At 63.6% G+C, this 26,730-nt stretch carries 30 protein-coding genes; 14 read left to right on the plus strand and 16 right to left on the minus strand.

All coding sequences use genetic code 11. The features are described from left to right. Positions 1-109 precede the first annotated feature (109 nt). Together AC1D1B_RS10515 and AC1D1B_RS10520 are read right to left on the minus strand one after the other, a co-directional pair. Positions 110-778, minus strand: a complete 669-nt coding sequence (locus tag AC1D1B_RS10515; protein WP_181058374.1) for a GntR family transcriptional regulator — start codon at positions 776-778, stop codon at positions 110-112. Positions 779-868: 90 nt separating this feature from the next. Continuing rightward, a complete protein-coding gene (locus AC1D1B_RS10520) occupies positions 869-1,885 on the minus strand; it encodes a polyprenyl synthetase family protein (RefSeq protein WP_181058521.1) in 1,017 nt (338 codons plus the stop codon). Between the two features lie 199 nt (positions 1,886-2,084). Between AC1D1B_RS10520 and AC1D1B_RS10525 the strand changes: the two genes are divergently transcribed. The 7 genes from AC1D1B_RS10525 to AC1D1B_RS10555 all read left to right on the plus strand — a co-directional run bounded on the left by AC1D1B_RS10525 (position 2,085) and on the right by AC1D1B_RS10555 (position 6,428). Then, entirely contained in the window at positions 2,085-2,309 is a 225-nt protein-coding gene (locus AC1D1B_RS10525; RefSeq protein ID WP_112567065.1) for a putative signal transducing protein, read from the plus strand. Next, on the plus strand, positions 2,309-3,103 hold the full coding sequence (locus AC1D1B_RS10530; protein WP_477331795.1) for a tRNA1(Val) (adenine(37)-N6)-methyltransferase: 795 nt from the start codon (positions 2,309-2,311) through the stop codon (positions 3,101-3,103). The genes AC1D1B_RS10525 and AC1D1B_RS10530 overlap by 1 nt, the downstream gene beginning before the upstream one ends. A 179-nt stretch (positions 3,104-3,282) precedes the next feature. Further along, a complete protein-coding gene (locus tag AC1D1B_RS10535; RefSeq protein ID WP_477331797.1) occupies positions 3,283-4,140 on the plus strand; it encodes a S49 family peptidase in 858 nt (285 codons plus the stop codon). Between the two features lie 83 nt (positions 4,141-4,223). Beyond that, entirely contained in the window at positions 4,224-4,409 is a 186-nt protein-coding gene (locus AC1D1B_RS10540; protein ID WP_454586702.1) for a hypothetical protein, read from the plus strand. A gap of 26 nt (positions 4,410-4,435) precedes the next feature. After that, the gene (locus tag AC1D1B_RS10545) at positions 4,436-5,329 is read left to right on the plus strand and encodes a 4-(cytidine 5'-diphospho)-2-C-methyl-D-erythritol kinase (protein WP_477331799.1); all 894 of its coding nucleotides are present in this window, start codon (positions 4,436-4,438) and stop codon (positions 5,327-5,329) included. Beyond that, positions 5,316-5,870, plus strand: a complete 555-nt coding sequence (moaB, locus tag AC1D1B_RS10550; protein ID WP_477331801.1) for a molybdenum cofactor biosynthesis protein B — start codon at positions 5,316-5,318, stop codon at positions 5,868-5,870. The genes AC1D1B_RS10545 and moaB overlap by 14 nt, the downstream gene beginning before the upstream one ends. 129 nt (positions 5,871-5,999) lie before the next feature. Then, a complete protein-coding gene (locus tag AC1D1B_RS10555; RefSeq protein WP_477331803.1) occupies positions 6,000-6,428 on the plus strand; it encodes a GFA family protein in 429 nt (142 codons plus the stop codon). Here the strand turns inward: AC1D1B_RS10555 and AC1D1B_RS10560 are convergent. Together AC1D1B_RS10560 and AC1D1B_RS10565 are read right to left on the minus strand one after the other, a co-directional pair. Beyond that, positions 6,418-7,392, minus strand: coding sequence for a hypothetical protein (locus AC1D1B_RS10560; RefSeq protein ID WP_477331805.1), 975 nt, complete (start codon positions 7,390-7,392; stop codon positions 6,418-6,420). The two genes, AC1D1B_RS10555 and AC1D1B_RS10560, sit on opposite strands and share 11 nt — an antisense overlap. Positions 7,393-7,548: 156 nt before the next feature. Then, entirely contained in the window at positions 7,549-8,052 is a 504-nt protein-coding gene (locus AC1D1B_RS10565; RefSeq protein WP_477331806.1) for a glycosyltransferase, read from the minus strand. 149 nt (positions 8,053-8,201) lie between these two features. Here AC1D1B_RS10565 and AC1D1B_RS10570 point away from each other — a divergent pair, with 149 nt between their 5' ends. Together AC1D1B_RS10570 and AC1D1B_RS10575 are read left to right on the plus strand one after the other, a co-directional pair. Then, on the plus strand, positions 8,202-9,356 hold the full coding sequence (locus AC1D1B_RS10570; RefSeq protein WP_352584514.1) for a PA0069 family radical SAM protein: 1,155 nt from the start codon (positions 8,202-8,204) through the stop codon (positions 9,354-9,356). A 152-nt stretch (positions 9,357-9,508) separates the two neighbouring features. Further along, complete coding sequence (locus AC1D1B_RS10575) at positions 9,509-10,204, plus strand: ribonuclease HII (RefSeq protein WP_477331808.1); 696 nt, start codon at positions 9,509-9,511, stop codon at positions 10,202-10,204. Positions 10,205-10,497: 293 nt separating this feature from the next. Here the strand turns inward: AC1D1B_RS10575 and AC1D1B_RS10580 are convergent, their stop codons facing one another. The 7 genes from AC1D1B_RS10580 to AC1D1B_RS10610 form a co-directional block, all read right to left on the minus strand. After that, on the minus strand, positions 10,498-10,989 hold the full coding sequence (locus AC1D1B_RS10580; RefSeq protein ID WP_477331810.1) for a F0F1 ATP synthase subunit B: 492 nt from the start codon (positions 10,987-10,989) through the stop codon (positions 10,498-10,500). A 10-nt stretch (positions 10,990-10,999) separates the two neighbouring features. After that, positions 11,000-11,599 (minus strand): F0F1 ATP synthase subunit B, encoded by a 600-nt coding sequence (locus AC1D1B_RS10585; protein ID WP_477331812.1) that lies wholly within the window; start codon positions 11,597-11,599, stop codon positions 11,000-11,002. Positions 11,600-11,665: 66 nt separating this feature from the next. Next, entirely contained in the window at positions 11,666-11,890 is a 225-nt protein-coding gene (locus AC1D1B_RS10590) for a F0F1 ATP synthase subunit C (RefSeq protein ID WP_006206606.1), read from the minus strand. 68 nt (positions 11,891-11,958) lie between these two features. Continuing rightward, a complete protein-coding gene (locus tag AC1D1B_RS10595) occupies positions 11,959-12,717 on the minus strand; it encodes a F0F1 ATP synthase subunit A (protein WP_454573732.1) in 759 nt (252 codons plus the stop codon). 63 nt (positions 12,718-12,780) lie between these two features. Then, the gene (locus AC1D1B_RS10600) at positions 12,781-13,173 is read right to left on the minus strand and encodes an AtpZ/AtpI family protein (RefSeq protein ID WP_477331814.1); all 393 of its coding nucleotides are present in this window, start codon (positions 13,171-13,173) and stop codon (positions 12,781-12,783) included. Positions 13,174-13,438: 265 nt separating this feature from the next. Continuing rightward, complete coding sequence (locus tag AC1D1B_RS10605) at positions 13,439-14,623, minus strand: cell wall hydrolase (RefSeq protein WP_477331816.1); 1,185 nt, start codon at positions 14,621-14,623, stop codon at positions 13,439-13,441. A 267-nt stretch (positions 14,624-14,890) separates the two neighbouring features. Then, complete coding sequence (locus AC1D1B_RS10610) at positions 14,891-16,192, minus strand: MFS transporter (RefSeq protein ID WP_477331818.1); 1,302 nt, start codon at positions 16,190-16,192, stop codon at positions 14,891-14,893. Positions 16,193-16,308: 116 nt separating this feature from the next. On the opposite strand from AC1D1B_RS10610, the gene AC1D1B_RS10615 reads away from it, so the two are divergent. Beyond that, positions 16,309-17,217, plus strand: a complete 909-nt coding sequence (locus AC1D1B_RS10615; RefSeq protein WP_477331820.1) for a LysR substrate-binding domain-containing protein — start codon at positions 16,309-16,311, stop codon at positions 17,215-17,217. Between the two features lie 235 nt (positions 17,218-17,452). Here the strand turns inward: AC1D1B_RS10615 and der are convergent, their stop codons facing one another. Beyond that, a complete protein-coding gene (gene der / locus AC1D1B_RS10620) occupies positions 17,453-18,886 on the minus strand; it encodes a ribosome biogenesis GTPase Der (protein WP_477331822.1) in 1,434 nt (477 codons plus the stop codon). Between the two features lie 58 nt (positions 18,887-18,944). Beyond that, complete coding sequence (locus AC1D1B_RS10625; protein ID WP_181058392.1) at positions 18,945-19,607, minus strand: tetratricopeptide repeat protein; 663 nt, start codon at positions 19,605-19,607, stop codon at positions 18,945-18,947. A 194-nt stretch (positions 19,608-19,801) separates the two neighbouring features. Between AC1D1B_RS10625 and AC1D1B_RS10630 the strand changes: the two genes are divergently transcribed. Next, complete coding sequence (locus AC1D1B_RS10630; RefSeq protein WP_477331824.1) at positions 19,802-20,806, plus strand: polysaccharide deacetylase family protein; 1,005 nt, start codon at positions 19,802-19,804, stop codon at positions 20,804-20,806. 38 nt (positions 20,807-20,844) lie between these two features. On the opposite strand, the gene sbmA is transcribed toward AC1D1B_RS10630, so the two are convergent. The 3 genes from sbmA to AC1D1B_RS10645 form a co-directional block, all read right to left on the minus strand. After that, positions 20,845-22,107 carry a peptide antibiotic transporter SbmA gene (gene sbmA / locus AC1D1B_RS10635; RefSeq protein WP_477331826.1) on the minus strand — a complete coding sequence of 421 codons (1,263 nt, stop codon included), beginning with the start codon at positions 22,105-22,107 and terminating at the stop codon, positions 20,845-20,847. Between the two features lie 121 nt (positions 22,108-22,228). After that, entirely contained in the window at positions 22,229-23,386 is a 1,158-nt protein-coding gene (locus tag AC1D1B_RS10640; protein WP_477331828.1) for a YbfB/YjiJ family MFS transporter, read from the minus strand. 377 nt (positions 23,387-23,763) lie between these two features. Beyond that, positions 23,764-23,967: a hypothetical protein gene (locus AC1D1B_RS10645; protein WP_477331830.1), complete on the minus strand. Its 204-nt coding sequence runs from the start codon at positions 23,965-23,967 to the stop codon at positions 23,764-23,766. Positions 23,968-24,062: 95 nt separating this feature from the next. Here AC1D1B_RS10645 and AC1D1B_RS10650 point away from each other — a divergent pair, with 95 nt between their 5' ends. The 3 genes from AC1D1B_RS10650 (at position 24,063) to AC1D1B_RS10660 (ending at position 26,698) form a co-directional block, all read left to right on the plus strand. Further along, positions 24,063-24,977 (plus strand): LysR substrate-binding domain-containing protein, encoded by a 915-nt coding sequence (locus tag AC1D1B_RS10650; RefSeq protein WP_477331832.1) that lies wholly within the window; start codon positions 24,063-24,065, stop codon positions 24,975-24,977. 86 nt (positions 24,978-25,063) lie between these two features. Beyond that, a complete protein-coding gene (locus AC1D1B_RS10655) occupies positions 25,064-26,320 on the plus strand; it encodes an aminopeptidase (RefSeq protein WP_477331834.1) in 1,257 nt (418 codons plus the stop codon). 21 nt (positions 26,321-26,341) lie between these two features. Then, positions 26,342-26,698: a DUF488 domain-containing protein gene (locus AC1D1B_RS10660; protein WP_477331836.1), complete on the plus strand. Its 357-nt coding sequence runs from the start codon at positions 26,342-26,344 to the stop codon at positions 26,696-26,698. Positions 26,699-26,730: the final 32 nt, after the last annotated feature.

Below are 26,730 nucleotides of genomic sequence, written 5' to 3' on the forward strand. Positions count from 1 at the left end.
TTGCGGGGGAGATGTCCGGCAGGACAGAGGGGGGTGTGCAGGATCGCTACGCGCGGGTTCTTCAAAGAAAGCCGACGGCTTGTCCGTTGCCCCTATCTCCGCTCTGTCCCTAGCCGACGATGGCGAAGGCTTCACGCATCTTGCCGGAGGCGGTCCTGACCGGTTTCTGGCCGATCCATTGCACGTGCCGGCCAAGGGTGGCGGCGGCCGATTCGGTGTTGCCTTGCCTAAGCGCGCTCAGGATTGCGCGATGATCCTGGTCGGTGCGGATTTCCCATTCCGAGCGCCAGGCAGCGAACAGGAAGCGGGCGCTTGCCGCGTGCAAATCGTCGATGGTGGCGATGAGCCGCGGCATGCCGCAGGGCGCCAGGATCAGCCGATGGAAGGTGCGGTTGGCCTCCTCCCAGGAGCGGACATCGCGGGATTTGTCGCCGGCCTTGGTCGCTTCCTCGGCACGGTCGAGAATGGCCGCTGTCAGGTGTGGCGCGGCATTGCGCAGCGCCAGCACTTCGAGCGCCGCCCGCATTTCGGCGACTTCCCTGACCTCGCCGAGGTCGAAAGCGGCGACGCGCACGCCTCGCCTGGGCTCGCCGATCGCCAGCCCTTGCGCCTCCAGACGTCGGAAGGCCTCGCGCACCGGGACATGGCTGGTCTGGAATTCCTCGGCGATGTGATCCTGCCGCAGCCGCGCGCCCGGCTCGATCGCGCCCGATATGATGCGGTCGGCCAGCACCTTGCTGATGCGCACGGCGATGGTGTCGTCTACGGTCTTTGCCATGTTTTATAGATAATTTGCGGCGCAGCCAATTGTCGAGCGGTCATTGCCCGATTTTGAGTGCAAAATTTTCGTCGGCGCGCCAGGCGCCGGTCAGTTCACCCGGCTGATGCAGAAATCGATGACGTCGATCAGCGCCGATTTCTGCGGCGTCGCCTCCAGCGGCGCCAGCGCGTCGCGGGCGATCTCGCCGAAATGGCGGGCGCGGCCGATGGTGTCGGCGATGGCGCCATGGCGGGTCATCAGGCCGATCGCCTTTTCCAACCCGGCGTCGTCGGTGACATTGTCCTCGATAGCGCGCTTCCAGAAGGTGCGCTCGGCCTTGGTGCCGCGGCGGTAGGCGAGGATGACCGGCAGCGTAACCTTGCCCTCGCGGAAATCGTCGCCGACATTCTTGCCCAGCTCCTGGCTGGAGCCGCCATAATCCAGCGCATCGTCGATGAGCTGGAAGGCAAGGCCGAGATTCATGCCATAGGAGCGAAGCGCCGCGCGATCGTTGCGCGTCGCCAGTGCGATCACCGGACCGACCTCGGCGGCAGCCGAGAACAGGGCAGCCGTCTTGGCCTTGATGACGGCGAAATGCTCGTCCTCGGTGGTATCGAGGTTCTTGGCGGCGGCAAGCTGCATCACCTCGCCCTCGGCGATGATCGAGGCGGCGCTGGACAGGATGTCGAGCGCTTCCAGCGAGCCGACATCGACCATCATGCGAAAGGCCTGGCCGAGCAGAAAATCGCCGACCAGCACGCTGGCCTGGTTGCCCCAGATCATGCGGGCGGTCTTCTTGCCGCGCCGCATGCCGCTCTCATCAACGACGTCGTCATGGAGCAGCGTGGCGGTGTGCATGAACTCGACCGAGGTGGCGAGCTTGACGTGGCCCTCGCCGGAATAGCCGAACATCTGGGCGGCGGCGAGCGTCAGCATCGGACGCAGCCTCTTGCCGCCCGACGAGATCAGATGGTTGGCGACTTCCGGGATCATCTCGACGTCGGAGCCGGCCTTGGACAGGATCAACTCGTTGACGCGGCCCATATCGGCGGCTGTCAGGTCAATGAGATCCTTGATGGAAGCAGGTTCCCGCTTCCCGTTTTCGATGTTGAGAACGACACCCACCAACAAACACTCCCGTCTTGATCACGCGTGCGACGGCACCCTGGTCCCGCCTAGGACTCTAGGGCGGCACATACGGGCACGGCAAGAGGCGAATTGGCGCGGCTGCGGTGACGGCGTGTCAACCCTTAGAGCCGCTTCACACGTTTCGGCGCCATGCTCCAGCGTTTACATCAACGCTGCAACCTGCGAACTTCGTCCGATGATAGAACTCGTCCGCACCAACGATGCCGTGATCATCTCCTTTGTCGAATCGCTGATGCGTGATGCCGGCATTGCGTGCTTCGTCGCCGATCAGAACATGAGTATACTCGAAGGGTCGATCGGTCTTTTGCAAAAGCGCGTCATGGTCGATGCCGACCAGGCCGACCAGGCGCGGCGCATCCTGAAAGACGCCGGCATCGAGAACGAAATCCGCCAGAAGTAATGGCTGAAGCGAGCGCCTTCGCCAACGACACGCCGGCCCACACGGTCGATGCCTTCCATCGCGGCCGCTTCTGGCTGGTGCAGCCCAGGACCGGCCATCGCGCCGGCATGGACGCCATGATGCTGGCGGCGGCAGTTCCATCCGCCTTCGCAGGGCGGCTTGCCGATTTCGGCGCAGGTGCGGGCGCCGCGGGCCTTGCGGTGCTGTCGCGCTGCCAAGCGGCTGAGGTCGTGCTTGTCGAACGTTCGACCGAGATGGCGGGGTTCGCCGCAACCACGCTCGCCCACCCCGGCAATGCGCATCTCGGCAACCGCGCCTCGGTGCTGACGGCAGATGTCATGCTGTCGGGCCGGGCGCGTACGCAGGCCGGCCTTGCCGACAATTCCTTCGATTTCGTCATCATGAACCCGCCCTTCAACGCTGCAAAGGACCGCGCCACGCCCGATCCGCTGCGCAGGCAAGCGCATGTGATGGAAGACGAGCTGTTCGAAAGCTGGATCAGGAGTGCGGCCGCAGTGGCCAAGCCGCGCGGCGGCCTGGCCGTCATTGCGCGGCCGGAACAGCTCGGCGAGCTCCTCGACGCTATGTCGGGCCGCTTCGGCGACGCCGAGATGCTGGCCGTCCATCCACGCCCACAAGCAGCTGCGATCCGCATTGTCATCAGGGCAGCACTCGGCGCGCGCGGCAAACTGTCGATCCGCCCGCCGCTGATGCTGCATGCCGAGACCGGGGACGGCCCGTCGGAACGCACCGAGATGATCAACAACGGACTGGCGTCGCTGTTCGGCGATTGATTTTGGGGGCCAGCATGTCGTTGCCGCAAAGCAGCAGCACTACATGCATTCGCCCCAAAACCACGGCATTGCCGTTGGCCAGCAAATCCCTACATGCCCAGAGCAAGATCCACGCCGCCCGAGGAATTTCTTCCAAAACTGATCTATCTTGCTCTTTTGCCACTGGAGACAGCCACCTCGTGAAACGCTTTTTCAACCGCCTGCTGCCGAAATCCTGGCGCTCCAATGTCGTCACCATTCCCGTCATCAGGCTGCACGGCACCATCATGGCCGGCGGCGGCCAGTTCCGGCCGAGCCTGTCGTTGGCGTCCACGGCCGCCCTCATCGAAAAGGCATTCCTGTTCGACGCGCCGGCGGTCGCCATCTCGATCAATTCGCCGGGCGGTTCGCCGGTGCAGTCGCGGCTGATCTTCAAGCGCATCCGCGATCTCGCGGTCGAGAAGAACAAGAAGGTGCTGGTCTTCGTTGAGGATGTGGCGGCCTCGGGCGGCTACATGATCGCGGTCGCCGGCGACGAGATCTTTGCCGATCCGTCCTCCATCGTCGGTTCGATCGGCGTGGTCTCGGCCTCGTTCGGTTTTCCCGAACTGATGAAGAAGATCGGCGTTGAGCGCCGCGTCCACACCGCCGGCCAGAACAAGGCGGTGCTCGATCCGTTCAAGCCGGAGAAAAAGGAAGACGTCGAGCGCCTGAAGGCGCTGCAGCTCGAGGTGCACGAGACCTTTATCGACCTGGTCAAGGAGCGCCGCGGCACCAAGCTGAAGGACGATCCGGACCTGTTTACCGGCCTGTTCTGGACCGGCAAGAAGGGGCTGGAGCTTGGCCTCGTCGATGCTTTGAGCGACATGCGCACGGTGCTGAAGACCCGCTTCGGCGCGAAAACCCAGCTCAGGCTGGTCACGGCGCCGCGTGGCCTTTTCGGCCGCATCGGCTTGTTCGGCTCAAGCTTTTCAGCGCCCGATATTGCCGCCGCTGCCGCCAGTGGCGTGATCGATGCGGCGGAAGAGCGCGCATTGTGGGCGCGCTTCGGGCTTTGAAAAAGCCGGGAAAGCGTCTAGCATAACAGTCTGACCGACCCGATCGGCCGCCTTTGCCGCCTTGCGAGGGAGGAGTTTTGAGAATGCCACAGATCATTTTCTTCGCAGTCGTCGGCGCCGCCGCTTATTTCGGCTACCGCACCTTCATCCGTGAGGCCGAGCGTGTGACCGCCAAGGTGCGGCGCACCGAAAAGCAGGCAGCCAACGGTACCAACGGCACGCTGGTCCAGGATCCCAAGACCGGCGAATACCGCCTGGCCAAGGACTGAGCATCATCCCGCTTGCAGCTGACACAGTGGATGTCGCAGCACGGACGTGGCTGGCACCCGCCAAGATAAATCTGGCGCTGCATGTCACCGGCAGGCGTGCCGACGGCTATCATTTGCTTGAAAGCCTCGCCGTCTTCACCCGCTTCGGCGACAGGGTCGAGATCGGGCCTGCCGACAGTGACCGGCTCTCCGTATCGGGCCGCTACGCGACTTCCGTGCCGATCGACGACAGCAATCTGGTGGTGAAGGCGCGCGAGGCGCTGCGCAGTCAGGCCGGCCAGCAGAGCACACCTCCGGTTGCCATCCGGCTGGAAAAGAACCTGCCGGTCGCCTCCGGCGTCGGCGGCGGTTCGAGCGACGCGGCAGCGGTTCTGCATGGTCTTGTCCGGACTTGGGGTCTCGACATCGGCGAGGCCGAACTGGCGCGGATTGGTCTCACGCTCGGCGCCGACGTGCCGATGTGTCTTTCGGCAAAACCGCTGGTCGCCCGCGGCGTCGGCGACGAGCTGTCGCTGCTGCCGGATTTTCCCGCGCTGGCGCTGGTGCTGGTCAATCCAGGCGTCGCCGTCTCGACGCAGGACGTGTTCAACGCACTCGAGAAACGCGACAACGAACCACTGCCGCCGCTGCCGCGCGGCTTCGACTTTCACAGCGTCCGCAATTGGCTGGAGATCACCCGCAACGATCTTGAGGCATCGGCGCAGGCAATACAGCCGCCCATCGGCAGGGCGCTTTCGCTGCTGAACAGGGCCGGATCGGGATTTTCACGCATGTCGGGCTCCGGCGCGACATGCTTCGGGCTGTTCGAAACCGGCAATGTCGCCAAGCGCGCTGCGGCCGAGATCCGCAGCCGTGAACCGGACTGGTTTGTCGCGGCGACACGCAGCATCGCTTCGGAGGGAGCCGATGGCCAAAATTGACGAGAGCCGCCCGTTCATCCCGGTGCGCATCGCGGTGCTGACGGTGTCCGACACGCGCAGCCTTGCCGACGACAAATCCGGCCAGACGCTGGCCGACCGCATCACCGAGGCCGGCCATGTGCTGGCCGCCCGCGACATCGTCACCGACGATCGCGAGAAAATCCGTGAAACGGTCCTGGCCTGGTCGCAGGACAAAAATATTGATGTCGTCATCACCACCGGCGGCACCGGTTTTACCGGCCGCGACGTGACGCCGGAGGCGCTGGAGCCGATTTTCGAAAAGCGCATGGACGGCTTTTCCGAAGTGTTCCACCGCATTTCCTACGACAAGATCGGCACCTCGACCGTGCAGAGCCGGGCGACCGGCGGCGTCGTCAACGCCACCTTCGTCTTCGTGCTGCCGGGCTCGCCCGGCGCCTGCAAGGATGCCTGGGACGGCATCTTGAAGCCGCAGCTCGACTACCGCCACATGCCCTGCAACTTCGTCGAGATCATGCCGCGCCTGGACGAGCATTTGCGGCGCGGCAAGGCCGGTTCATAAACCAAGGCAAAGTGCCGGCCACGCGCCGCCTTTGTCAGGCAGAATGACGCTTGGACCTTCGAAGGGTCATTTTCTGCAGGCCGCCAGGCGGGTAATCTGCCGCCAAGGTGCTTGAGACGGAAAGATACCATGAATGCGTACCGCGGCGGTTGCCATTGCGGCAACATTCACCTGACCTTCGAAACCAGGATCGAGCCGTCCGAGATGGAGATCCGCGCCTGCCAATGCGCGTTCTGCGTCCGGCATGGCTCGCGCGCTGCCGCCGATCCGCTCGGACGGTTGAGCGTTTCGGTCGAGGACGAGGCGCGGCTGCACCGATACCGGTTCGGATTGCGCACAGCCGACTATCTCATCTGCCGGGACTGCGGCGTCTATGTCGCGGCTGTGACCACCGATGGCGACGACCCAAGGGCGATCGTCATCGTTAACGCGCTGGACGACCGGCGCCAGTTCAGCCGCGAGCCGGTTCCAATGGACTACGATGCCGAGAACAAAGACGGCCGCATGGCCCGGCGGCAGGCGCGCTGGATGCCGGTCGAAATTAACATCAGCGGATGACGGGTTCGCCGTGGAAGCGGCGCCGCGAGGGCGGCGAGACGCCGAAGCCGATCTCCATCATCAGCCGCGGCGTGCGTGACGGCACGGTGCCCATATGGAAGCCGAACGGGTCCTCGACAAAGCCGAGACCGGCCTCGCCAGTCAACGTGACCGGGCTGTCGTCGCCATAGACCTTGAGCACCTCTTCCGCCGGATGGCCGACCAGCAGCGTCAGCTGGTGCTTGAGGCTGCGTCTGTTGTGGCTGCCTTTGACATAGACATGCGGACCGGTGCCGGCATCGCAGGGCTTCAGGTAGAAGAAGAATTTCAGCATCCGCCAGTCGTCGAGATCGAAATGGTATTTGCCGAGCGAGGCGAGGTTCTTGTCGGCGTCGGAGGCCTCGCCGGTCGGAAAGCTCCACCAGACGCGCGTCGTGATCAGCTTTGCCTGCCCGCCCAGATAGTTCTGGGCGATATCGAGCAGCAACGGGTCGTTCTGGATGGCGAGTGCTGCCTTGCAGCCGAGGACGCGCTCGAAATAGTGGCCGCTGAGCAAAGAGCGGCCGAAGCGCTTCTCGGCATCGGCATGATCCCCAGGCATGAATTCGAGCCGGCGATCGAAATTGCCGAAGCATGGCGTGCTCTGCGCGAAGCTGGCGATCTCTTCATGGATCGCCTGCGGCAGCACCAGACCAGAGAAGAACCCGTCGGTGCGCAGCGTTTCGACGATCGACTTGAGCTCGACGCCCCTGAACATCGTAGCTTCGGCACTTTGCGCCGGGCGGGCGGCTTTAGCGCCAAGCCAGTGCAGCTTGCGCGCCGGCATGGTGCGGGCCAGCATGAACATCGGCAGCCAGGCCGGGTTCTCGCGCAGGTCGGACAGATAGGTCGGGATGCGCACGGCAATGCGGCGCAACAGGCTACCGTTGCGGGCAATGGCTTCCAGGCTGGCGGCGCCGGATTTGTCAGGGCTTGTAAAGGTCATCGGGTCCTCGGGTATGAACGTGGCACCGACGCAGCGTCGGTGCTCATCGCTCCGGCATTACCCAAACCCAGATGTCCCGCATCGATGGAATGTTAGCGCCACGTCATATTTTGTGCAATGCACAATAACGGGAGCCCCGGCAAAATTCGACCGGCGCTATTTCTTCGGCGCCACCCAGATTTCGGCGTCCAGCCGCCTGGTGGCAAGGCCGCGCGCAAGCGCTTCGGCGCTGTGTGCGTTCTTCGATAGGGCAGCGGCCTGGCGCTTGCTGATCACCAGCCCTTCGGCCAGCGCGCGGTTTCCCGAAAGCACGCGCGCCAGAAACGGCGTGCGGCTGCCGCGCGCACGGGAAAAGCGCGCCGGCATGGTTTGCCGCGCCGTATGGGCGACAACGTCGTCGATCCAGCCTTCCGAAAGCCGTGCGCCGGGTTCCAGAAACAGCAGCCAGTCGCCCTTCGCCTGCCGGATCCCGGCGGCAATGCCGCCGACAACAAAGTGGCAGCCGGCATGATCGGCCACCCGATGCGTCTGGTCGGTCGAGCCGGTGTCGCAGACGATGACGTCGCGCACCACGCCCTCGACCGCGCCGCCGATCAGCGAGGCAAGTGTGCGGGCAAGGCCCTCTTCGTCATCACGGGTTTCGATGAGAACGCTGAGCATTTTAGCCGAATAGCGGAAAGCCTCGCGAAGCGCCAGTTTTGCATTGCACAACAAAAAAGTTCTTGCTTTGTTCTCATTCGGCAAATAGGAATAGTTTCATGAACAGACCGATTCGACAGCCGGCCGACAGTCCCTGGGAGAGGGCGAAAATGGAACATATCGTGCGTGCGGACATTGCAGCTTTCGGAGCAGGACGAGCCGAGATGGCCAATGCGATGATCGAACAGAGCGGCATGCGCGTCCGTCCGGACCGCAACCGCGGCCGTTCGGCCGGCATCAATCCGTCCGGCCGCTTCGAGCCGGTCAGCCGGCATGTGTTCGACGATGGCTGGAATTCGCTTGAGGAGCTGCCGCCGTTCAAGACCGAGGTGCAGGTCGAGAAGCCGCGCACCATCATCACCCGCAACGAATCGCCCGACATTTCCTTCGACCGCTCGATCAATCCGTATCGCGGCTGCGAGCATGGCTGTGTCTATTGTTTCGCGCGGCCGACGCATTCCTTCATGGGTCTGTCGCCGGGGCTGGATTTCGAATCGAAGCTGTTTGCCAAGCCCGATGCGGCGCGGCTGCTCGACAAGGAACTGTCGAAGGACGGTTATCAGCCGCGCACCATCGCCATCGGCACCAACACCGATCCCTACCAGCCGATCGAAAAGCAGTACCGGATCATGCGCGAGATCCTCGAAGTGCTCGAGGCGCGTGGTCACCCGGTCGGCATCGTCACCAAATCCCATCTGGTGACGCGCGACATCGACATCTTGTCGCGGATGGCCGAACGGGGCTTGGCCAAGGTGGCGCTGTCGGTGACGACGATGGACCGCATGCTTGCCAGAACAATGGAGCCGCGCGCGTCGACGCCGACCAAGCGGCTGGAAGCGATAAGGCAGCTTTCGGATGCAGGCATTCCGGCCTCGGTCATGGTGGCGCCGATCATCCCTGGCCTCACCGACCAGGAGATGGAGCGCATCCTGGATTCGGCACGCGCCGCCGGCGCACGTGAAGCCGGCTATGTCATCCTGCGCCTGCCGCTGGAAGTCGCGCCGATCTTCAAGGACTGGCTGCTGCGCCACTATCCCGACCGCTACCGGCACGTGATGTCGCTGATCAGGTCGATGCGCGACGGCAAGGATTACGATTCGGAGTGGGGCAAGCGCATGAAAGGCGCCGGACCCTATGCCTGGCAGATCGGCCGACGCTTCGAGATCACCGCCAAGCGGCTCGGCCTCAATGCCGAACGGCGGACGCTGAGGACCGACCAGTTCGTCGCCGCCGCCAATGCGACAGAGCAGCTGATGCTGCTCTGAAGACCATCCCTGCCCGCCATCGTTGGCCGGGCAGGCGAAGAAATCCCGTCCGGCCTGTCCCCCGGCCTGCAGACGGTGCCCTCCCGGTCTTGCCCCACTCGACCCTGGAGGGACTTGCGGAGAATCGGAGCCGATGCGAACCTCGCCGCAACATGGCTCGCGCGCGTTCCGATTCTCCGCTTCTTTTCGAAATCGTCGAGAAGCCCGACTTCTCCTTCGAGACGAAGGCGATGGCCGAAGGCCTGTGGCCTGTCGCAGGCATGGACGAGGCCGGCCGCGGTCCGCTGGCCGGGCCGGTGGTGGCGGCAGCGGTGATCCTCGATCCCGCCAATATTCCGGACGGGCTCGACGATTCCAAACGGCTCAACCATCTGCAGCGCGAGGCGCTGTTCCTGAAAATCCTCGGTTCCGCGCTCGGCGTGTCGATGGCCTCCGTGAGCGCTGAAGGCATAGACGGCAGCAACATCCTCAAGGCCAGCCTGGAGGCGATGCGCCGCGCCCTTGCCGGCCTGCCCATACAGGCAAAGCTGGCGCTGGCCGACGGCCGCGACGTGCCGCCGGGTCTCATTTGCGAGGGCCGCGCGCTGATCAAGGGCGACCAGCGCTCGCAATCGATCGCCGCCGCCTCGATCGTCGCCAAGGTGATGCGCGACCGCATGATGTGCGGCTGCGGCAGCCACCACGAGCGTTACGGGTTCGAAGTCCATATGGGCTACGCCACCGTGCGGCACCGGACCGCGATCGAAGCGCATGGGCCGGTGGCGAGGCTGCACCGTGCGTCGTTCGCGCCGTTCCGGCTGGGTGGGGTTGAGTTGGTGGAAGAAGAGAGCTTCGCCGGGCTGGAGTAGAGCCGACGGCGGCGACAGCCAATCTCCCCCCTCGTGGGGGAGATGTCCGGCAGGACAGAGGGGGCGCTGTCCCTCCAGCCTATCAGCTTCTAGCGCGCGGATTCCCTACATAACTTGTGGCTGGCGCAACGCATGAGAACGGGTCGTTGGCGATCCTTCGCGCCCCCCTCTGCCCTCCCGGGCATCTCCCCCACAAGGGGGGAGATTAAGCGGCTCCGGCGTCTCGCTCACCCTCAAACAAAAAAGCCGCCGAGTTGCCCGGGCGGCTTCGATGATGCGTTAACGGCTTCCACTCAGTTCAGCTTGGCCTTCACATCCTGCAGCGCGGATTTGAACAGATCGGCGCCGGCCTTGGCATCGACTTTGGCCGCAAGCAGCGTGCGGGCTGCCTCGACGGCAATGTCGACGGCGCTGGCGCGCACTTCGGCGACTGCTTCGCGCTCGGCCTGGCCGATCTTCTGCTCGGCAAGCGCGGTGCGGCGGGTGACGTAATCCTCGGTCTTCTTGTGCGCCTCGGCGGCGAGCATGTCTGCCTCGCGCTTGGCGGCAGCGACGATTGCCGCGGCTTCCTGCTCGGCTTCCTTGCGCTTCTTCTGGTACTGGCCGAGCAGCTGCTGGGCCTCCTCGCGCAGCCGACGGGCTTCCGCAAGCTCGTCGCTGATCTTGGCGGCACGGGCGTCGAGCGCCTTGGCGATCAGCCCCGGTACCTTGATGTAGACGGCGACGCCGAGGAAAATGACCAGGGCGACGGTGGCCCAGAGCGTCGCGAGCGATGTGGCGTCCATGATGTGCTCCTCAGCGGGCCACGGATTTGACGGCAGCCGCGATCTCGGCCTTGCTGGCCTTGCCGCCGACAAGCGCATCGACGATGGCCGATGCGGTGTCCTCGGCGATCGTGCCGACTTCCTTCATGGCATTGGCCTTGATGGAAGCGATGCTGGCCTCGGCCTCGCCGAGCTTCTTGTCGAGCGCGGCCTCGATCTTCTTGCGAGCGGTCTCGGCTTCGGCCTTGGCCGCGTCGTTGGCCTGCTGGCCGATCGCATTGGCCTTGGCCTTGGCTTCCGCCAGTTCCTGCTCATAGGCAGCAACAGCGGCGTCGGCCTCGCCCTTCAGCCTGGCGGCCTGGTCGAGGTCCTGCGTGATGCGATCGCTGCGGACGTCGATGATGCCGCCAAGGCGCGGCATCACCACCTTCTTCAGGAACAGGTAGAACAGCCCGAACGTGATCGCCAGCCACAGAAGCTGCGACGGAAACGTCGCCGGATCGAATGGCGGGAACGCACCGTGCGCCTCGGCGGGCACGCCGGTGCCGGAATGCGTGTCGCCTTCCGTGCCGGTGTGGGCGCCTTCGGCGGCGGGTGCGGACTCTTGCGCAAAGGCAGATGTCACGAACATGGACTATCCCCTGATATCAGGCATGGCCGCAGGGTAGCGGCCGGCCTGTCCAATCTTCTCGAAAGCTCAGCCGAACAGGGCGAGAAGCGCGATGAGAAGCGAGAAAATGCCCAGAGCTTCGGTCACGGCGAAGCCGAAAATCAGACGGCCGAACTGGCCATCGGCGGCCGACGGATTGCGCAGAGCGCCCGCCAGGTAGCTGCCGAAGATGTTGCCGAGGCCAATGCCCGCGCCGCCCATGCCCAGGCAAGCGATACCAGCGCCGATGTACTTTGCTGCTTCTGCGTCCATTTTAAAACTCCTTTGGATCTGTAATTCCGTTGCAATTCCATCCGGCGACCGATGCCGGAAACTCTTGATCAGTGCCCGGGATGCAGGGCGTCGTTCAGATACATGCAGGTCAGCACGGCAAAGACGTAGGCCTGCAGGAAGGCGACCAGCAATTCAAGGGCGGTCAGCGCGACCGCCATGGCCAGCGGCAGCACCGAACCGGCGACGCCAACAGCACCCAGCGCGCTGAGGCTCACGACGAAGCCCGAAAAAACCTTCAGCGTGATATGGCCGGCCAGCATGTTGGCGAACAGACGAACCGAGAGGCTGACCGGGCGAGAGACGAAGGAAATCACTTCGATCAGCACCACCAGCGGCAGCAGGAAGACCGGAACGCCATGCGGCACGAACAGCTTCAGAAAGCCCAGGCCGTGTTTCATGAAACCGTAGACAACCACGGTTCCGATCACCAGGGCTGCGAGGCCGAAGGTGACGATGATGTGGCTGGTGACGGTGAAGAAGTAGGGGAAAAGGCCAAGCAGATTGGCAACAAGGACGAACATGAACAGCGAGAACACGAAGGGGAAGAACTTCATGCCCTGCGTTCCGGCAGCATCGCGCAGCATGTTGGAAACGAACTCGTAGCCCATTTCCGAAACCGACTGCAGGCGCCCGGGAATAAGGCTGCGGCTTGAGGTCGAGAGGTAAAGAAACGCCGATGCGACGAGCACGGTCGCGACCATGAACAGGGCCGAATTGGTGAAGGACAGGTCATAGCCGCCGATGTTGATCGGAATCAGCTTGACGATATGGAACTGGTGGATCGGATCGACCTTGTCAGCAGCCATTTACATCCCCGTCAAAGCCGCGAACGGCTTTAAGTGTTCTTATGCGCCATTGGCGGCGCCAGTTCATTCTTTCGGATCGCGCGACTTCTCGCTTTTTCCGAATTCCGCCACAACACCTGACGAACGCAGGACATTGAGCACGCCGGCGCCAAAGCCCAGCAACAAGCCGACGATCAGACCCCATGGCGAGGTTCCCGCCACACGATCCAGAAACCAGCCAAGGCCCACACCCACTACTATCCCGGCGATAAACTCGCTGGACAGCTTGAGCGCCTGGCCATATCCGGCCGTCGCCTTCGCGCCGTCATTCCCCTCTAGCCGATCCGGCAGCCTTGTCGCAAGCGATGCTCCAAGCTCGCGCCGGCGGCGCTCGAGGTCTTCATCGCGGATGTCGGGTTCGTGCTTGCTGCCGCGGCCGGTTTCTCCGGTTCCGTCTGGCCCGTTCTTGTCGGCCATCGTAACCCCCCTGCCCGGTCAGACCGTCACCGTCCGTCCGCTTCTAAAGTCGCCGGCAACATAGTTAGAGGGTTTGCGCCCGTCAAGCCACGGGCGGACCTTCAAAGCCATGTATTTTTTCTATTGAAATCAACCACTTGGAGAGGTGCGACATCGTGCCCGGTAATATGGGGTCGGCACATGCCCCGAATCCATCCGGCGACCGCTGTCCGATTTCGGCGCCCGGGGGCTTTTGCGGCTCGTAACAGATGGCAGCCCGAAGGGCTCAGCTCCAGCCGCCGCCATAGGTGCGGTAGAAGATATGCAGGCCGATCTTGGTCATCTTCTGCATCGTGCGGGCCCAGCCCGGATGGACGTAGTTAGCGTAGTAATGCGTCGATGAGCCGACTTCCGGAATGAAGATCTTGCCGGCGGTGACGGCCATGGCGACATCCTGCGCCACCTTGTAGTTGGCAGGGCTCTCGATGCGCTTCTTCCTGCCGTCGCAGGCGAAGGAGAACTGGCACCGATTCAACCAGTTGTCGTTCTGGTAGACGACGCCGCAGATCGAGTTCGGATAGGCCGGATTGCGGACGCGGTTGAGGATGACCTGCGCGACGGCGGCCTGGCCGCGCACGGATTCGCCGCGCGCCTCGAAATAGATGCCGTTGGCAAGGCAGGCCTGCTCCTTCGTAGAGAAGACGCTGGCAGGCAGCGGGTTCTGGATCCACGAGTGATCGCCCTTGGCCATAGGCGGAATGAAGCGCCCGTCGTTCGGCTCTTCGTCCTGTAGCAGTGCCTCGAAGGGCGACGCCTTGGCGTAGTCGGGCTCGGCCTGGGCATAGGCTGTTGCCAGCACGTCAGGCTTGTCGTTGTTGACGAGCGCCGCCAGCATCGCCGGCACGCCGGGATCGGGCTTCTTGTCCACATTGGTATGGAAGGCCTGGGCGATCTGGACTTCCTTGCCCTTGATGCCGGGCTTGGCGAAGGCCAGCTTCAGGCCGCTGTCCATGCTCGGCCGCAGCAGCGAGGAGGTGCGCTGGAAGATCGAGCCGGCATTGAAGTTCTTCGGCGGCGCCACCGGCGAGACCTGGATGATGCGGCCCTTCTTGTCGGCGCGCATGATGCGGTCCTCGTCGGGCGTGACGCCGGCGACATTGCCCTTGCCGCGAAACGAGACCTTGCCGACGCCGGGCAGGCGCACGCCCGAGCCCGAGAGCGAACCGGTGGTGACGGAATCGATGAAAGGCATTTCGGCGGCATGGACGGAGCCAGCGACGGAGCGCTCGACATAGGAATTCCAGCGGCTGCCCGACGCCTCAAGGCCGGAAATCAGGCTGCCTATGTCCTGGTAGGCAACGACGGTCGGAAAGCCGATCCAGATGCCGAGCCCGATGACCAATGGCGATACGAAGGAACGTTTTTTCTCACCGGCGGCGGCGGCCAGCCGCTTCAAGACACGTCGATGCACGGGGAACTCTCCAGAAACGCCACTGAGCCACTGAGCCACTGGAGAGCCAAAGTGAAGCATTAACCTTGATGCGGGGTTAACGCTAACGATGGTGTTTTTTCAAACCGGCCCGAAACGGGACGCCGTTAGAGCGTTTCATCGTTTCACAGAAACGGCGAACCGCTCTATCTCTTTTTTTGCGCAATTCCCAAGGGAAAGCGCTACGCGCTTTTCCCGGGAAAACCGCTCACACTTTTCCTGGAATTGCTCTGGCGGCCAGTCGAACCGTCAGTTCGGCCGAAGCAAGATCGGCCAGGCGATGAGTGCGCAGAGCGCCCCTGCCAGCCAGACGCCCGGCCACGACCAGACGAGCAGCAATGCCGGAATGGCCGTCGGCACGACGAAGAAGGCGATGAAGACGAAGCTGTTGGCGAGGCCGAGTGCCGTTCCGGCGCGGCTGGCGCCGGCAAGCGTGGCGAGCTCGGTGTAGGCGACGCCATGCCAGGCGGAGACCGAGATGCCGGCAATAACCAGCAGCACCGCGATTGCCGGCACCAGCGCGCCATCCAAGCCTGGCGTGGCGGCTGCCGCCAGCACCAGCAGGCCGAGAGCCGCGAAGCCAAGCGCGCTCGTCAAGCTGCAGAGGCGCAAGAACCAGCGGCGGTTGCCGTGACGGTCGGTGAAGCGGCCGCTCCAGACGCGCATGACCATGGCGCCGGTTTGCACCGCGGCAAGGCTGGCGCTGATCGTGAGCGTGCCCATGCCGGCGAAATCGTGCAGGAAGACGGAGGCGAAGGTGAGCACCGCCACCTGCGGGAAGCATAGCAGGCCGATGGCGGTGGCGATGCGCCAGACCTCGACATTGCGCAGCGGCGCCGGCCCGGCCGGCTTTGCCGTGGCCGTGCTGCCGGCATGTTCGATCTCCGGCGGCTGGTGCAGCCAGCGCCAAGCAAACAGCGCGGAGACGGCGTTCAAGGCGGCCAACAGCCCGAAGACCGCGGCGAAGCCATGCACTGACGCCAACGACGGCAGGACCAGTGCGCCGAGCCCGCCGCCGAGCGGCACTGCCGTCTGCCTGATGCTCATGGCAAAGCCGCGCTCGCCCTCGTGGAACCAGGCCATGATGGCGCGGCCACTTGAACCGTTGACGCTGCCGCCGAGCAGGCCGGTGACCAGAAGACATGCGGCCAGCATCGCAGCACCAGGCACATAGGTCGCCGACGGCACGATGAACAACGCCATGAGCACGAGCCACGCCGCCGTCGCGCCGAGGCCGGTCAACAGCACGCCCCGATCGCCCCATCGGTCGGTGAGCAGGCCCCAGGGCAATTCGCTCAGGGCAACGCCCAATCCGAGCAGGCCGAGGACGAGACCGAGATTGCCGTTGGAGAGCTGATAGCCTGAACGCAGAAACACCGCCGCCGCCGGTATGCCGGCGAAGGTGGCGGAGAAACTGGCATTGGCGGCAACGCCGATGCCAAGCACCTTCCAGCGATGATTGGTGCGAAATCGTTCAGCCTTCGAAGTGGCGGTGACGGCGGCGGCTCGACCAACCCGGCCTGGCTCACAATTTGCGTCGGCAATCGACATGGCGGAACTCCTGTATTGGCCCTTCCGGACCTTGACGCCTCGTCTCTACCGTCATAGCTTCATCCTGAATATCGGGAAGTTTTTAACAGTTACTCCCGAAAAGCAGGACCATCACAATGCGACGTGTAACCTTCGACCTCGACGTCCTCCGAAGCTTCGTCACCGGCATGGAGTTGGGCAGCTTCGCCAAGGCCGCAGACCGGCTTGGACGTTCGACCTCGGCGGTCAGCGCGCAGTTGAAGAAGCTGGAGGAACAGGCAGCGACGCCGATCTTCCGCAAGTCGGGGCGCGGCCTGGCACTGACCGAAGCCGGCGAGACCATGCTCGGCTACGCCAGGCGGCTGCTCGAGTTGAATGACGAGGCGGCCTCCGCCATCCACGATGTCGAACTGGAGGGCTGGGTCAGGCTCGGCCTGCAGGAGGATTTCGGCGAGGCGGTGTTGCCGGAGGTGCTCGGGCGCTTCGCCCGCGCGCATCCCAAGGTCAAGATCGAGGCCAGGATCGGGCGCAGCTATGAACTTGCCGAGCGGATCACGTCAGGCAATCTCGACATTGCGCTCGCCTGGGACAGCGGCCAGGCGCTGCCCTACAGCCGGCATGTCGGCGATGCGCAGTTGCGCTGGATCGGTCCGGCAAAGCTGATCGAGACCAGTCTGCGCGAGGGCGAAGCGCTGCCGCTGGTGGCACTCGAAGCGCCCTGCCTGCTGCGCACGGTGACGACGGAAACGCTCGACCGCGCCGGCCTTCCGTGGCGGATGGCTTTTTCCAGCCCGAGCCTTGGCGGCATCTGGGCGGCGGTCGCCGCCGGGCTCGGATTGACGATCCGCACCGATATCGGCTTGCCGGCCAATGTCAGGGCAATGACGCCGCAGGTGCTGGGTTTGCCCGCGCTGCCGACAATGGCGCTGGTGCTGCACCAGAAAGACGCCGAACTGGATCCGGTTGCGGCGCGGCTGGCAGATATATTGTTGCAGGCGGCGATAGCGGCGCTGCCGCGGGACGAACGGTTGAGGGAGGTCGCTTAGGCGGAAGCGGCTATCCAGCGTAGCGTTCCGTCACACCCCCCTCTGTCCTGCCGGACATCTCCCCCGCAAGGGGGGAGATTGAATGTCGCGAATGCTTTCGCGAATCTTCAACGTTGCAAGAAAGGCGTCGTCAGAACGAACTGCTGATCTCCCTCCTTGCGGGGGAGATGCCCGGCAGGGCAGAGGGGGGGTGCTGTCCCTCCAGCGTTGCGGAAAGTTCCGCAACCGCCACCGCTCATTTGCGCTTGTTCGCCCGACCCGCGAACGGATTATCCGAAGTGCGCAGCGCTATCCGGATCGGCACGCCCGGCATGTCGAAGGCTTCGCGCAGGCTGTTGGAGAGATAGCGGACGTAGGATTGCGGCATCGCATCCGGCCGCGAGCATTGGACGACAAAACCCGGCGGCCGGGTCTTAGCCTGGGTGACGTATTTGACCTTCAGCCGGCGGCCAGCGACGGCGGGCGGCGGGTGATGCGCCAGTATGCTTTCCAGCCAGCGGTTGAGCTTGCCGGTGGAAACGCGACTGTTCCACACTTTGTGCGTCTTGATGACGGCATCCATCAGCTTGTCGAGGCTGCGGCCGGTTTCGGCCGAAACCGTCACCGCCTGGATGCCACGCACCTGCGGCAGCAACCGCCCGGTCTTTTCGCGCAACTCGGCCAGCAGTTCCTGCGGGTTGTCGATCAGGTCCCATTTGTTGAAGGCGATGACCGGCGCCCTGCCCTCGCGGATGATCAGGTCGGCGATCTGCAGATCCTGCTTCTCGAAGGGGATGGTGGCGTCGAGCACGATGATGACGATCTCGGCGAAGCGGATGGCGCGCAGGCCGTCCTGCACCGACATCACTTCGAGTTTTTCGTGGATCCTGGCCTTGCGGCGCATGCCGGCGGTGTCGAACAGCTTTAGCCGCCGACCATGCCAGTCCCAGTCGACGGAGATGGAATCGCGGGTGATGCCGGCTTCCGGGCCGGTCAACAGCCGCTCCTCGCCGATCAGCGCGTTGATCAGCGTCGACTTGCCGGCATTGGGTCGGCCGACGACGGCGATGCGCATCGGCTTGGTGTCGTCATAGGCGGGTTCGGCCTCCGGATCGGTGATGTCCTCGCCGATCAGCACCTCGCTGGCGGCGACTTCCTCCTCGACCTCGGCCTCTTCCTCGTCGAAAGCGCGCTTCTCGCCAAGTGCTTCGATCACCGCGTCGCGCAGATCGGGCATGCCCTGGCCATGCTCGGCCGAGACCGGGATCGGTTCGCCCAGGCCAAGCTCCCAGGCCTCCAGCATACCGCCTTGGGCGCCCTTGGCCTCGGCCTTGTTGGCGACCAGCACGACCGGCTTGCCGGACTTGCGCACGATCTCGGCAAAGGTGCGGTCGTCGGGCAGCAGGCCGGACTTGGCGTCGATGGTGAAGAAGATCAAGTCGGCTTCGCGGATGGCGATCTCGGTCTGCGCCCGCATGCGGCCGGGCAGCGTCGAGGCGGCCGCGTCCTCGAAACCTGCAGTGTCGATGACATCGAAATGCAGGTCGTAGAGTTTGGCCGCGTGGACGCGGCGGTCGCGGGTGACGCCCGGCGTGTCGTCGACAAGCGCCAGCTTCCTTCCGACCAACCGGTTGAAAAGCGTCGATTTGCCGACATTGGGACGGCCGATAATGGCGACTTTGAAGCTCATCCGGCCCTACAATCCGTCATCCATCGCCCAAACCGCAGCGCATTTTGGGCGATGCGTATCACGATGCGCCAGAACCGCGGATCAATTCCGACATCAGGGTCGCCCGCTGGCGTGCATTGCGCGGGGCGCCGTCATCGGCGGCGATCTGGTCGAACAGTTTCAGCGCATCCTGGGTCTTGCCATCCTTCCAGGCGGCAAGGCCGAGCGCTTCGCGCGCCGTGTGGCGCAGCGTGTTGTTATCGGCGGTCAGCGCCTCGACGCGGCTGGAGACGTCGGCGAAGGAGCCGTGGTCGACGAGCAGCAGGGCTGCCCGCAGGCGCGCCATGTCGCGAATGCCCTGCGGAATGGCGGTGTCGGCGGCGACGCCATCGAAATCCGCGACTGCGGCGGCAAAGTCGCCCTTGTCGGCCTTGACGGTTGCCGCGCGCATGCGAGCGAGCAGCGGATAGGCGCCGTAGCCGTCCTTTTCCAGCTGCTGAAGTGCGGTCAGCGCATCGTCGCTCTTGCCATCATTGGCGAGCTTCAGCGCCTGCGAGAAAGCATCGCCCGAGCGGTTGGCGCGGGTCTCGTCCCAATAGCGGTAGCCGACGAAGGCGGCGGTACCGAGCACCACCAGGATAGCAAGGCCAAGGATCGCCGGACCGAAACGGTCCCACAGCGCCTGCGCCTGATCGCGACGCATCTCGTCGTTGACTTCGCGGATAAAACTGTCGTCGGACATCAATCAAAACCATTGCTGCCCCGGCAGGGGCGCTTCTTGAGCCCCGCGTTTTAGCGAAATTTTGTCGGCATGGAAGGGGCTGGACAGGAAAATCGGCTAATCGCCGGGCAAGCAGCCACTGACATTGACCGCACCCACGCCACATTTTGCCGATAGCCGGCTTGGACTGCCCCCGGATCAAGCCCAGATTGCCGATGCCTCGTTTGTCCCGCTTCGTTGCGTTTTCCACAGCCATGCTTGCTACCGCGGGCGCTGCTTACGCCGACCCGCCGGCTGCACCTGCCCCGGCCAAGCCCAAGCAGGTCGTCATCATCTCGTTCGACAGCGCCCGCGAGATTTCGCAATGGCAGCGCAGCCGGGCGCTGGCCAAGCGCACCGGCGCGCATTTCACCTACTTTCTGTCCTGCGTCTTCCTTTTGTCGCAACAGACGCGCGCCGAATACACAGCGCCGGCCAAGTCCGCGGGCAAATCCAACATCGGCTTTGCCGCCTCGAAACAGGAAGTCGCGGACCGCCTCGACCAGATCGGGCTCGCTGCATCGGAAGGCCACGACATTGCCAGCCATGGCTGCGGCCATTTCGACGGCAAGGACTGGAGCAAGGCCGACTGGCTGAAGGAATTCGCCTCGTTCGAGCGCATTCTGGAGAACGCCTATTCGATCAATGGCATTGCGCCCGAGCCCGCAAGCTGGCGCAATCTTGCCCATGCCGTTGTCGGCTTTCGCGCGCCGTATCTCTCGACCAGCAAAGGGCTCTATCAGGCCCTGCCTGAAGCCGGGTACCACTATGACGTCAGCGGCGTTTCAAAAGGCCCGGTCGCGCCGTCGACCAGCGGCGGCCTCACCCGCCTTTCATTGCCACAGATTCCGGAAGGCCCGAGCGGGAGGCCGGTGATCGCCATGGACTACAATCTTTATGTCCGCCATTCCGGCGGCTTCGAGCGGCCGAGCCAGGCGGCCGAGTTCAGCGACCGGACCTATCAGGCCTTCCGCGCCGCTTTCGACAAGCAATATCGGGGCAAGCGCATTCCGCTGGTGCTAAGCTTCCACTTCACCTTGATGAACAATGGCGCCTACTGGAACGCGCTGGAACGCTTTGCCGACGAGGCCTGCGTCAAAGCCGATGTCGAATGCATCAGTTTTCGAGATTATGTGCAGCGGCAGCGTGTTGGCGAAAGACAGGCGGCGGTGGGCGGCTGAGCCGCCCACTCTGCCTAATTCCTTTAACAGTCAGGCAATCAGGCCGGGTCGCCTTCCTGTGCCTGCCGCTCCATGAAGCGGCGGTCAATGTCGGGAAGCGGCTCGCCATGGATCGTCGCCTCGAAGGCGCGAAGACGCTTGTAGATTGAGATCAGCTCGACGATGGTCGGCCAGGAATTGACCAGATACTGGAACGAAGACCGGACCTGATCAAAGGAATTGAGAATCTGGTTCAGAGCACCGAGCTTGATCTTTCCCGCGACCATCGTGGGAACAAGGACAATATACGGGAATATATTGTCAATCTGAAGATAGAATATTCTGGCGATATTGAAATATAAGTAGTGGAAGTACTTAAGAAAATAGTTGCTTCTTACGTTTCTAAAAAGCTCAGCAACAGTTGGTGGCTGGGCGCGGTTTACGTCATCCTCACCATAGACAAGTTCTTTGCGGTAAGCCGCCTCGACACGCTGGGTCCGGAATTCGAGCCCCGGCAGCTTGATTCCAACCAACGCCAAGAAAGTGGTTCCAAAAAGCGACCAGAGAATTGCCACAACGACGAGGGAGTAAGGCACTGTGCCGACAATCGGCAGTTCCGTGACATTCCGAGAGAGGTGCAGCAGCACAGGAAGGAACGCTATCAGAGTCATGACAGACCCGACCAAGCTTACGCCCAGATCCTCCATCGTGGTGGAGAAGCGCATTGTATCTTCCTGGACGCGCTGGGATGCACCTTCGATGCGCCTCAACGTTTCCCAATTGGTCATGTAGTATTCGTTCATCGCGGTGCGCCAACGAAATATCCAATGACTTACAAAAAACCGATTGAGGGCCCCAACGGTCACAGCCAGAAGCGCAATCCACATGATTGTCAGCAACTGGCTATAGAAATCCCATGGCGTCGTGGAAAACGGTGTACCCAAGGCCTTCTGAATGAGATCGTAAAAAGGGCCATACCAGTCGTTGAAAGCGACGTTTACCTGAACCTGATAGTAGATCACAAAGAGGATCAGTGAGGTGCCAAGGATTGACCAATTCCGCCATGGATGAGGTCGGTACCAAGCCCAAAAACCGTGGAAAATTAGGACGATAGCGGCAAAATATATGTAAAACCAGAGAAACGGCTTCGACCAAAAGAGCGACACGCCGATGATCTTGTCGACGCCTTCGGCTGTGGGGGGCAATCCAAAAACAGCACCTAGCTGCTCTCCACCAAAAAACCAAAACAAAATTGCCGCAAGAATCCAGACGACTGCCGAGGTGAAAAACAGCTTCGGCTGCGGGAAAAACGATACGAACACTGTGGTGAAATCCTCGGTCGATGCGCAAATCAGCGGGGTTGCCGTTCAGCGGGCATAAAGTCACACATTAGGTGGAAAGCAAATGCCCGTGCCCGATGCCCGACATCGAGCAAGACCACAATCATGGCGATTTTGGCGCGGCCGACCATGTGATCCCTGCAGATACCAGCAATACGGCAGCAGCGACGATCGAGGCGAGGAAGAAGTTGCCCGACGCTTGCGCCAGCAGGCCGGCGACGACAGGGCCGACGATCTGACCGATGCCGAAGGAAGCGGTCATCATGGCGAAGATCCGCCGCGGCGCCTGGGGGACAAGCTGCCTTGCGGTCTGCAGGCCGAGCGCGGTGACGGCGATGAAGGTGCCGCCAAGCAGAACGCCGCCGAGCAGCGGCCCGATGGCGCCGCCCATGGCGACGCTGGCGGTGACGCCGACCACTTCGACCAGGCAGCCCAGGGCATAGGCCGCGTAGAGCCCGATCCGTGCCGATATCTTTTGCCAGAGCCAGACCGAGGGGAAGCCGGCAAGGCCGGTGACCAGCCAGACACTTGCCTCGAAGACGCGGCCGCCGCCGCCCTGGCGCACGATGGCGACGAGGAACGTCGCCGTCACCACATAGCCGAAGCCGAACAGGCCATAGGCGACGATGACCTTCACCAGCGACCGGTCCTTGGGCAGCGCCGGTTCGCGGCCAGCCACACCGTTGGCGGGCGCCGTGCCTCCGGCGAGCCAGGCGACGAGCACAAGGCCGCAAGCCGAAATCGCGCCCGACCACAGCCAGCCCGCCGCCCAGCCGGCATGTTCGGTGACCAGAACCGCCATCAGCGCCGAGGACGCCGCGATGCCGAGGCCGACGCCGCCGAAATGCAGCGCCTGCAGGTCGCTTCTGTTGGCGGCAGCCAAATGACCAAAGACGATGCTGGCCATGAACACCATGACGAAGGCGCTGGCGAGGCCGGCAAGGAAACGGATGACGACAAAGGCCGTCATCGCCTCTGTCAGTCCCATCAGGGCGGTGAGCGCAGCACTTGCGGCAAGGCCGCCAAACATCAGCATGCGCTCGCGGCCATGCGCCCAGCCGCCGGCCGCGGCAAGCGCGCCGACGAGGTAGCCGAGATAATTGGCCGATGCGATCCAGCCGGCATCGGCCGGCGACAGATGCAACTCTTCCATCATGCCGGGCAGGATCGGCGTGTAGACGAAGCGGCCGATGCCCATGGCGACGGCCATGGCGATCATGCCGGCGAGAGCGAGGCGAAGGGGTGACGGCGCGGCGTTCATTGCAGCGCACAATAGATTTGGCCGGCGCCGAAACAATCCGCTTTGTGTTGGGCCAGATCGGTGGCGGCGACAATAGTCGCCGTTGGCGTGCCCGGCTCGCCAAACTACTTCTACGGTCAATCTGCCCAAGCGCGAAGGCCATCTGACGTCGCGCTGCCCCTCATCCGCCTGCCGGCACCTTCTCCCCGTATAGTGACGGGGAGAAGGGACTAGCCGTGCGCCTCGGCGTTCTTCCTGCAGCGCTGGTGATTGGCGAAACCTTCGGCATAGGCTTCTTTCTCCCCGTCACTATACGGGGAGAAATGCCTGGCAGGGCAATGAGGGGCAGCACCGGCCTCGACAATATCGCCCATTCCCCGGTACCGCGTCCGCGATTCTCAGCGGCAGCCTGCTTGCACCGTCTCGTAGGCGGTGCGGCGCGCCGTCAGCCGGAACGGCATGTCGCCGAGTTCGCGTTCCGACATGGTGTCGAGCACCGGATGCGATAGCGGGTCGGCCACCCAGTTGAGGACATCCCCGTCAGGGCGCCGCCGAGTGTAGCCGGCGGCAAAGATCTTGAGCAATGACATGATCGTCACCATCCTCGCCTCCTCAATCTGAATGTCACCGCTAAAATCTGCCTTATCGAGCTGTGTTTCAATTGAGATTTCAGCCGCGCCGGTTTAGAAAAACTGAAATGGCTATGCTGAACCGCATCCATCTCAACGGCTTGCGCGCCGTCGAAACCGTCGCCCGCCTCGGCTCACTCGCTGCGGCGGCCGGCGAGCTCAACGTCTCCGTCAGCGCCGTCAGCCAGCAGATCAACCGCACCGAAAAGCAGCTGGGACAGGCGCTGTTCGAACGAACGGCAAGCGGGCTGGTGCCGACCGAGTTCGGCACGGTTTTTTCCGCCCGGTTGGGCGCCGGGTTCCGCGAGTTGACGCAGGCGGTGGCGCTTGCCGATGAGGCAAGCCAGTGCACGCTGGTGGTTTCGGTGGCGCCGGCCTTCGCCTCGAAATGGCTGCTGCCGCGGCTGTCGCGGCATTTCGATCGGCATCCCAATGTGCTGTTGCGCATCGACGCTTCGGTGCGGTTGGCCGATCTCGACCGCTCCGATATCGACATCGCCATCCGCCTTGGCGACGGCAAATGGCCTGGCGGTCGGGCGGAGCTGCTTCTGGCGCAAGAGGTCTTTCCGGTCTGCGCGCCGGTGATCGCCAAAAAGCTGATGTCGATCGGCGACCTGGCGCAGACCTGTGCCATCACCGACGAGCGGGCCATGATCACCTGGGAGAGCTGGTTCGAAGCCGCAGGGGTCGAGCCGGTCACCTTCCGCAAGGGGGCGCGCTTCACCGATCCGATGCTATGCCTGGAATCGGCGATCGCCGGCCACGGTGTCATGCTCGGCTGGCAATTGCTGGCCGCCGATGCGCTGGCGGACGGCCGCCTGGTCGCGCCGTTCGGGGTGCGGGCGCAGAGCGGCTTGGGCTACTGGCTGGTGACGTCGGCCACCAAGACCGAAAGCCGCAAGGTCCGCGATTTCAAGGCATGGATCCGCGAGGAGATCGCGGCGACGGTGGCGCAGTTCCGGTCGCTCGATAGCGCTGCGTAAACGCTGGCTGTCGCGACGATGCTGGAAAGGGAAGCCGCGCCGATCTATGTTGGAATTCTCATCCCCAGACCAAGGCAGGCAGGATCATGACCACACATTCGCGCGGCGTTTCCGCAACGATCGACCCGGTGAAGCTCGACAGGCTGGCGGAAGTCGCCATCAAGGTCGGGCTGCAATTGCAACCGGGGCAGGATCTGGTGCTGACCTCGTCGATCGCGGCCCTGCCGCTGACCAGGCGCATCGTCGAGCATGCCTACAAGGCCGGCGCCGGGCTGGTGACACCGATCTTCAACGATGACGAGATCACGCTGGCACGCTTCCGCTACGGGGCGGATGCCGGCTTCGACCGTGCCGCCGGCTGGATGTATGAGGGCATGGCGAAAGCCTTTTCCAACAATGCGGCGCGGCTGGCCGTGCGCGGCGAAGACCCGTCGCTGTTGTCGGCGCAGGACCCGGCCAAGGTGGCGCGCGCCAACAAGGCCAACTCGGTGGCCTACCAGCCGGCGCTGGAAAAGATCACCGGCTTCGACATCAACTGGAACATCGTCGCCTATCCCGATCTTGCCTGGGCAAAACAGGTTTTCCCCGGCGACGCCGACGACGTCGCGGTGGTCAAGCTCGCCGATGCCATCTTTTCGGCATCGCGGGTCGATGTGGAAGACCCGATCGCAAACTGGACGGCGCACAATGCTGCCCTGCGCGGCCGCACCGAATGGCTCAACAGCCATAATTTCCATGCGCTGCATTTCACCGGCCCGGGCACCGACCTCACAGTCGGGCTGGCCGACGGCCATGAATGGATGGGCGGCGCCTCGACCGCCAAGAACGGCATCACCTGCAACCCGAACATCCCGACCGAGGAAGTGTTCACCACGCCGCACGCGCGGCGCGTGTCGGGCCATGTCTCCTCGACCAAGCCGCTGTCCTACCAGGGGACGCTGATCGACGAGATTTCGGTACGCTTCGAGGAGGGCCGGATCGTCGAGGCGAAGGCGTCGAAGGGCGAGGATGTGCTGAAGAAAGTGCTCGACACAGACGAAGGTTCGCGCCGGCTCGGCGAAGTGGCGCTGGTGCCGCATTCCTCACCGATTTCGGCCAGCGGCCTGCTGTTCTTCAACACGCTGTTCGACGAGAACGCCGCCTGCCACATCGCGCTCGGGCAGTGCTACTCGAAATGCTTCGTCGACGGCGCCTTGCTCAGCCAGGACGAGATCGCGGCGCGCGGCGGCAACAAGAGTTTTATCCACATCGACTGGATGATCGGCTCGAACAAGATCGACATAGACGGCGTTCACACGGATGGCCGCAAGGTGCCGGTGATGCGCAAGGGCGAGTGGGCCTGAGGGCCACCCACGGAGGACCCGATGGGTTTCGATCTGGTGGTCAAACGCATCTATGAGCCACCCGCGCCCGATGACGGGCAGCGGGTGCTGGTCGATCGCATCTGGCCGCGCGGCGTCCGCAAGGAGGATGCCGCGCTGACGCTGTGGTTGAAGGAGATCGCGCCGAGCGACGAGTTGCGCAAATGGTTCGGACATGAGCCGGTGCGCTGGGCTGAGTTTCGGCAGCGGTATGCGGCTGAGCTGGATGGGAATGGTGAGGCTGTGGCGAAACTGCGCGGCCTGCTCGGAAAGGGCAAGGTGACAGTGCTCTATGGCGCGCATGATGAGGCGCATAACAATGCCGTGGCGCTGGCGAGGTATTTGCGCGGGGCGGAGTGAGACGATAGGCATTCGGAAGCCGCGGGACAGCG

The organism is Mesorhizobium sp. P2_C5_2 (assembly GCF_056404535.1).

What these genes read in the sequence shown, in the direction of transcription:
- AC1D1B_RS10515 (WP_181058374.1), bottom strand. Translation starts at nt 778, where the DNA reads ATGGCAAAGACCGTAGACGACACCATCGCCGTGCGCATCAGCAAGGTG.
- AC1D1B_RS10525 (WP_112567065.1), top strand. Translation starts at nt 2,085, where the DNA reads ATGATAGAACTCGTCCGCACCAACGATGCCGTGATCATCTCCTTTGTC.
- AC1D1B_RS10530 (WP_477331795.1), top strand. Translation starts at nt 2,309, where the DNA reads ATGGCTGAAGCGAGCGCCTTCGCCAACGACACGCCGGCCCACACGGTC.
- AC1D1B_RS10540 (WP_454586702.1), top strand. Translation starts at nt 4,224, where the DNA reads ATGCCACAGATCATTTTCTTCGCAGTCGTCGGCGCCGCCGCTTATTTC.
- moaB (WP_477331801.1), top strand. Translation starts at nt 5,316, where the DNA reads ATGGCCAAAATTGACGAGAGCCGCCCGTTCATCCCGGTGCGCATCGCG.
- AC1D1B_RS10555 (WP_477331803.1), top strand. Translation starts at nt 6,000, where the DNA reads ATGAATGCGTACCGCGGCGGTTGCCATTGCGGCAACATTCACCTGACC.
- AC1D1B_RS10560 (WP_477331805.1), bottom strand. Translation starts at nt 7,392, where the DNA reads ATGACCTTTACAAGCCCTGACAAATCCGGCGCCGCCAGCCTGGAAGCC.
- AC1D1B_RS10565 (WP_477331806.1), bottom strand. Translation starts at nt 8,052, where the DNA reads ATGCTCAGCGTTCTCATCGAAACCCGTGATGACGAAGAGGGCCTTGCC.
- AC1D1B_RS10570 (WP_352584514.1), top strand. Translation starts at nt 8,202, where the DNA reads ATGGAACATATCGTGCGTGCGGACATTGCAGCTTTCGGAGCAGGACGA.
- AC1D1B_RS10575 (WP_477331808.1), top strand. Translation starts at nt 9,509, where the DNA reads ATGGCTCGCGCGCGTTCCGATTCTCCGCTTCTTTTCGAAATCGTCGAG.
- AC1D1B_RS10580 (WP_477331810.1), bottom strand. Translation starts at nt 10,989, where the DNA reads ATGGACGCCACATCGCTCGCGACGCTCTGGGCCACCGTCGCCCTGGTC.
- AC1D1B_RS10585 (WP_477331812.1), bottom strand. Translation starts at nt 11,599, where the DNA reads ATGTTCGTGACATCTGCCTTTGCGCAAGAGTCCGCACCCGCCGCCGAA.
- AC1D1B_RS10590 (WP_006206606.1), bottom strand. Translation starts at nt 11,890, where the DNA reads ATGGACGCAGAAGCAGCAAAGTACATCGGCGCTGGTATCGCTTGCCTG.
- AC1D1B_RS10595 (WP_454573732.1), bottom strand. Translation starts at nt 12,717, where the DNA reads ATGGCTGCTGACAAGGTCGATCCGATCCACCAGTTCCATATCGTCAAG.
- AC1D1B_RS10600 (WP_477331814.1), bottom strand. Translation starts at nt 13,173, where the DNA reads ATGGCCGACAAGAACGGGCCAGACGGAACCGGAGAAACCGGCCGCGGC.
- AC1D1B_RS10610 (WP_477331818.1), bottom strand. Translation starts at nt 16,192, where the DNA reads ATGTCGATTGCCGACGCAAATTGTGAGCCAGGCCGGGTTGGTCGAGCC.
- AC1D1B_RS10615 (WP_477331820.1), top strand. Translation starts at nt 16,309, where the DNA reads ATGCGACGTGTAACCTTCGACCTCGACGTCCTCCGAAGCTTCGTCACC.
- der (WP_477331822.1), bottom strand. Translation starts at nt 18,886, where the DNA reads ATGAGCTTCAAAGTCGCCATTATCGGCCGTCCCAATGTCGGCAAATCG.
- AC1D1B_RS10625 (WP_181058392.1), bottom strand. Translation starts at nt 19,607, where the DNA reads ATGTCCGACGACAGTTTTATCCGCGAAGTCAACGACGAGATGCGTCGC.
- AC1D1B_RS10630 (WP_477331824.1), top strand. Translation starts at nt 19,802, where the DNA reads ATGCCTCGTTTGTCCCGCTTCGTTGCGTTTTCCACAGCCATGCTTGCT.
- AC1D1B_RS10640 (WP_477331828.1), bottom strand. Translation starts at nt 23,386, where the DNA reads ATGAACGCCGCGCCGTCACCCCTTCGCCTCGCTCTCGCCGGCATGATC.
- AC1D1B_RS10645 (WP_477331830.1), bottom strand. Translation starts at nt 23,967, where the DNA reads ATGGTGACGATCATGTCATTGCTCAAGATCTTTGCCGCCGGCTACACT.
- AC1D1B_RS10650 (WP_477331832.1), top strand. Translation starts at nt 24,063, where the DNA reads ATGGCTATGCTGAACCGCATCCATCTCAACGGCTTGCGCGCCGTCGAA.
- AC1D1B_RS10655 (WP_477331834.1), top strand. Translation starts at nt 25,064, where the DNA reads ATGACCACACATTCGCGCGGCGTTTCCGCAACGATCGACCCGGTGAAG.
- AC1D1B_RS10660 (WP_477331836.1), top strand. Translation starts at nt 26,342, where the DNA reads ATGGGTTTCGATCTGGTGGTCAAACGCATCTATGAGCCACCCGCGCCC.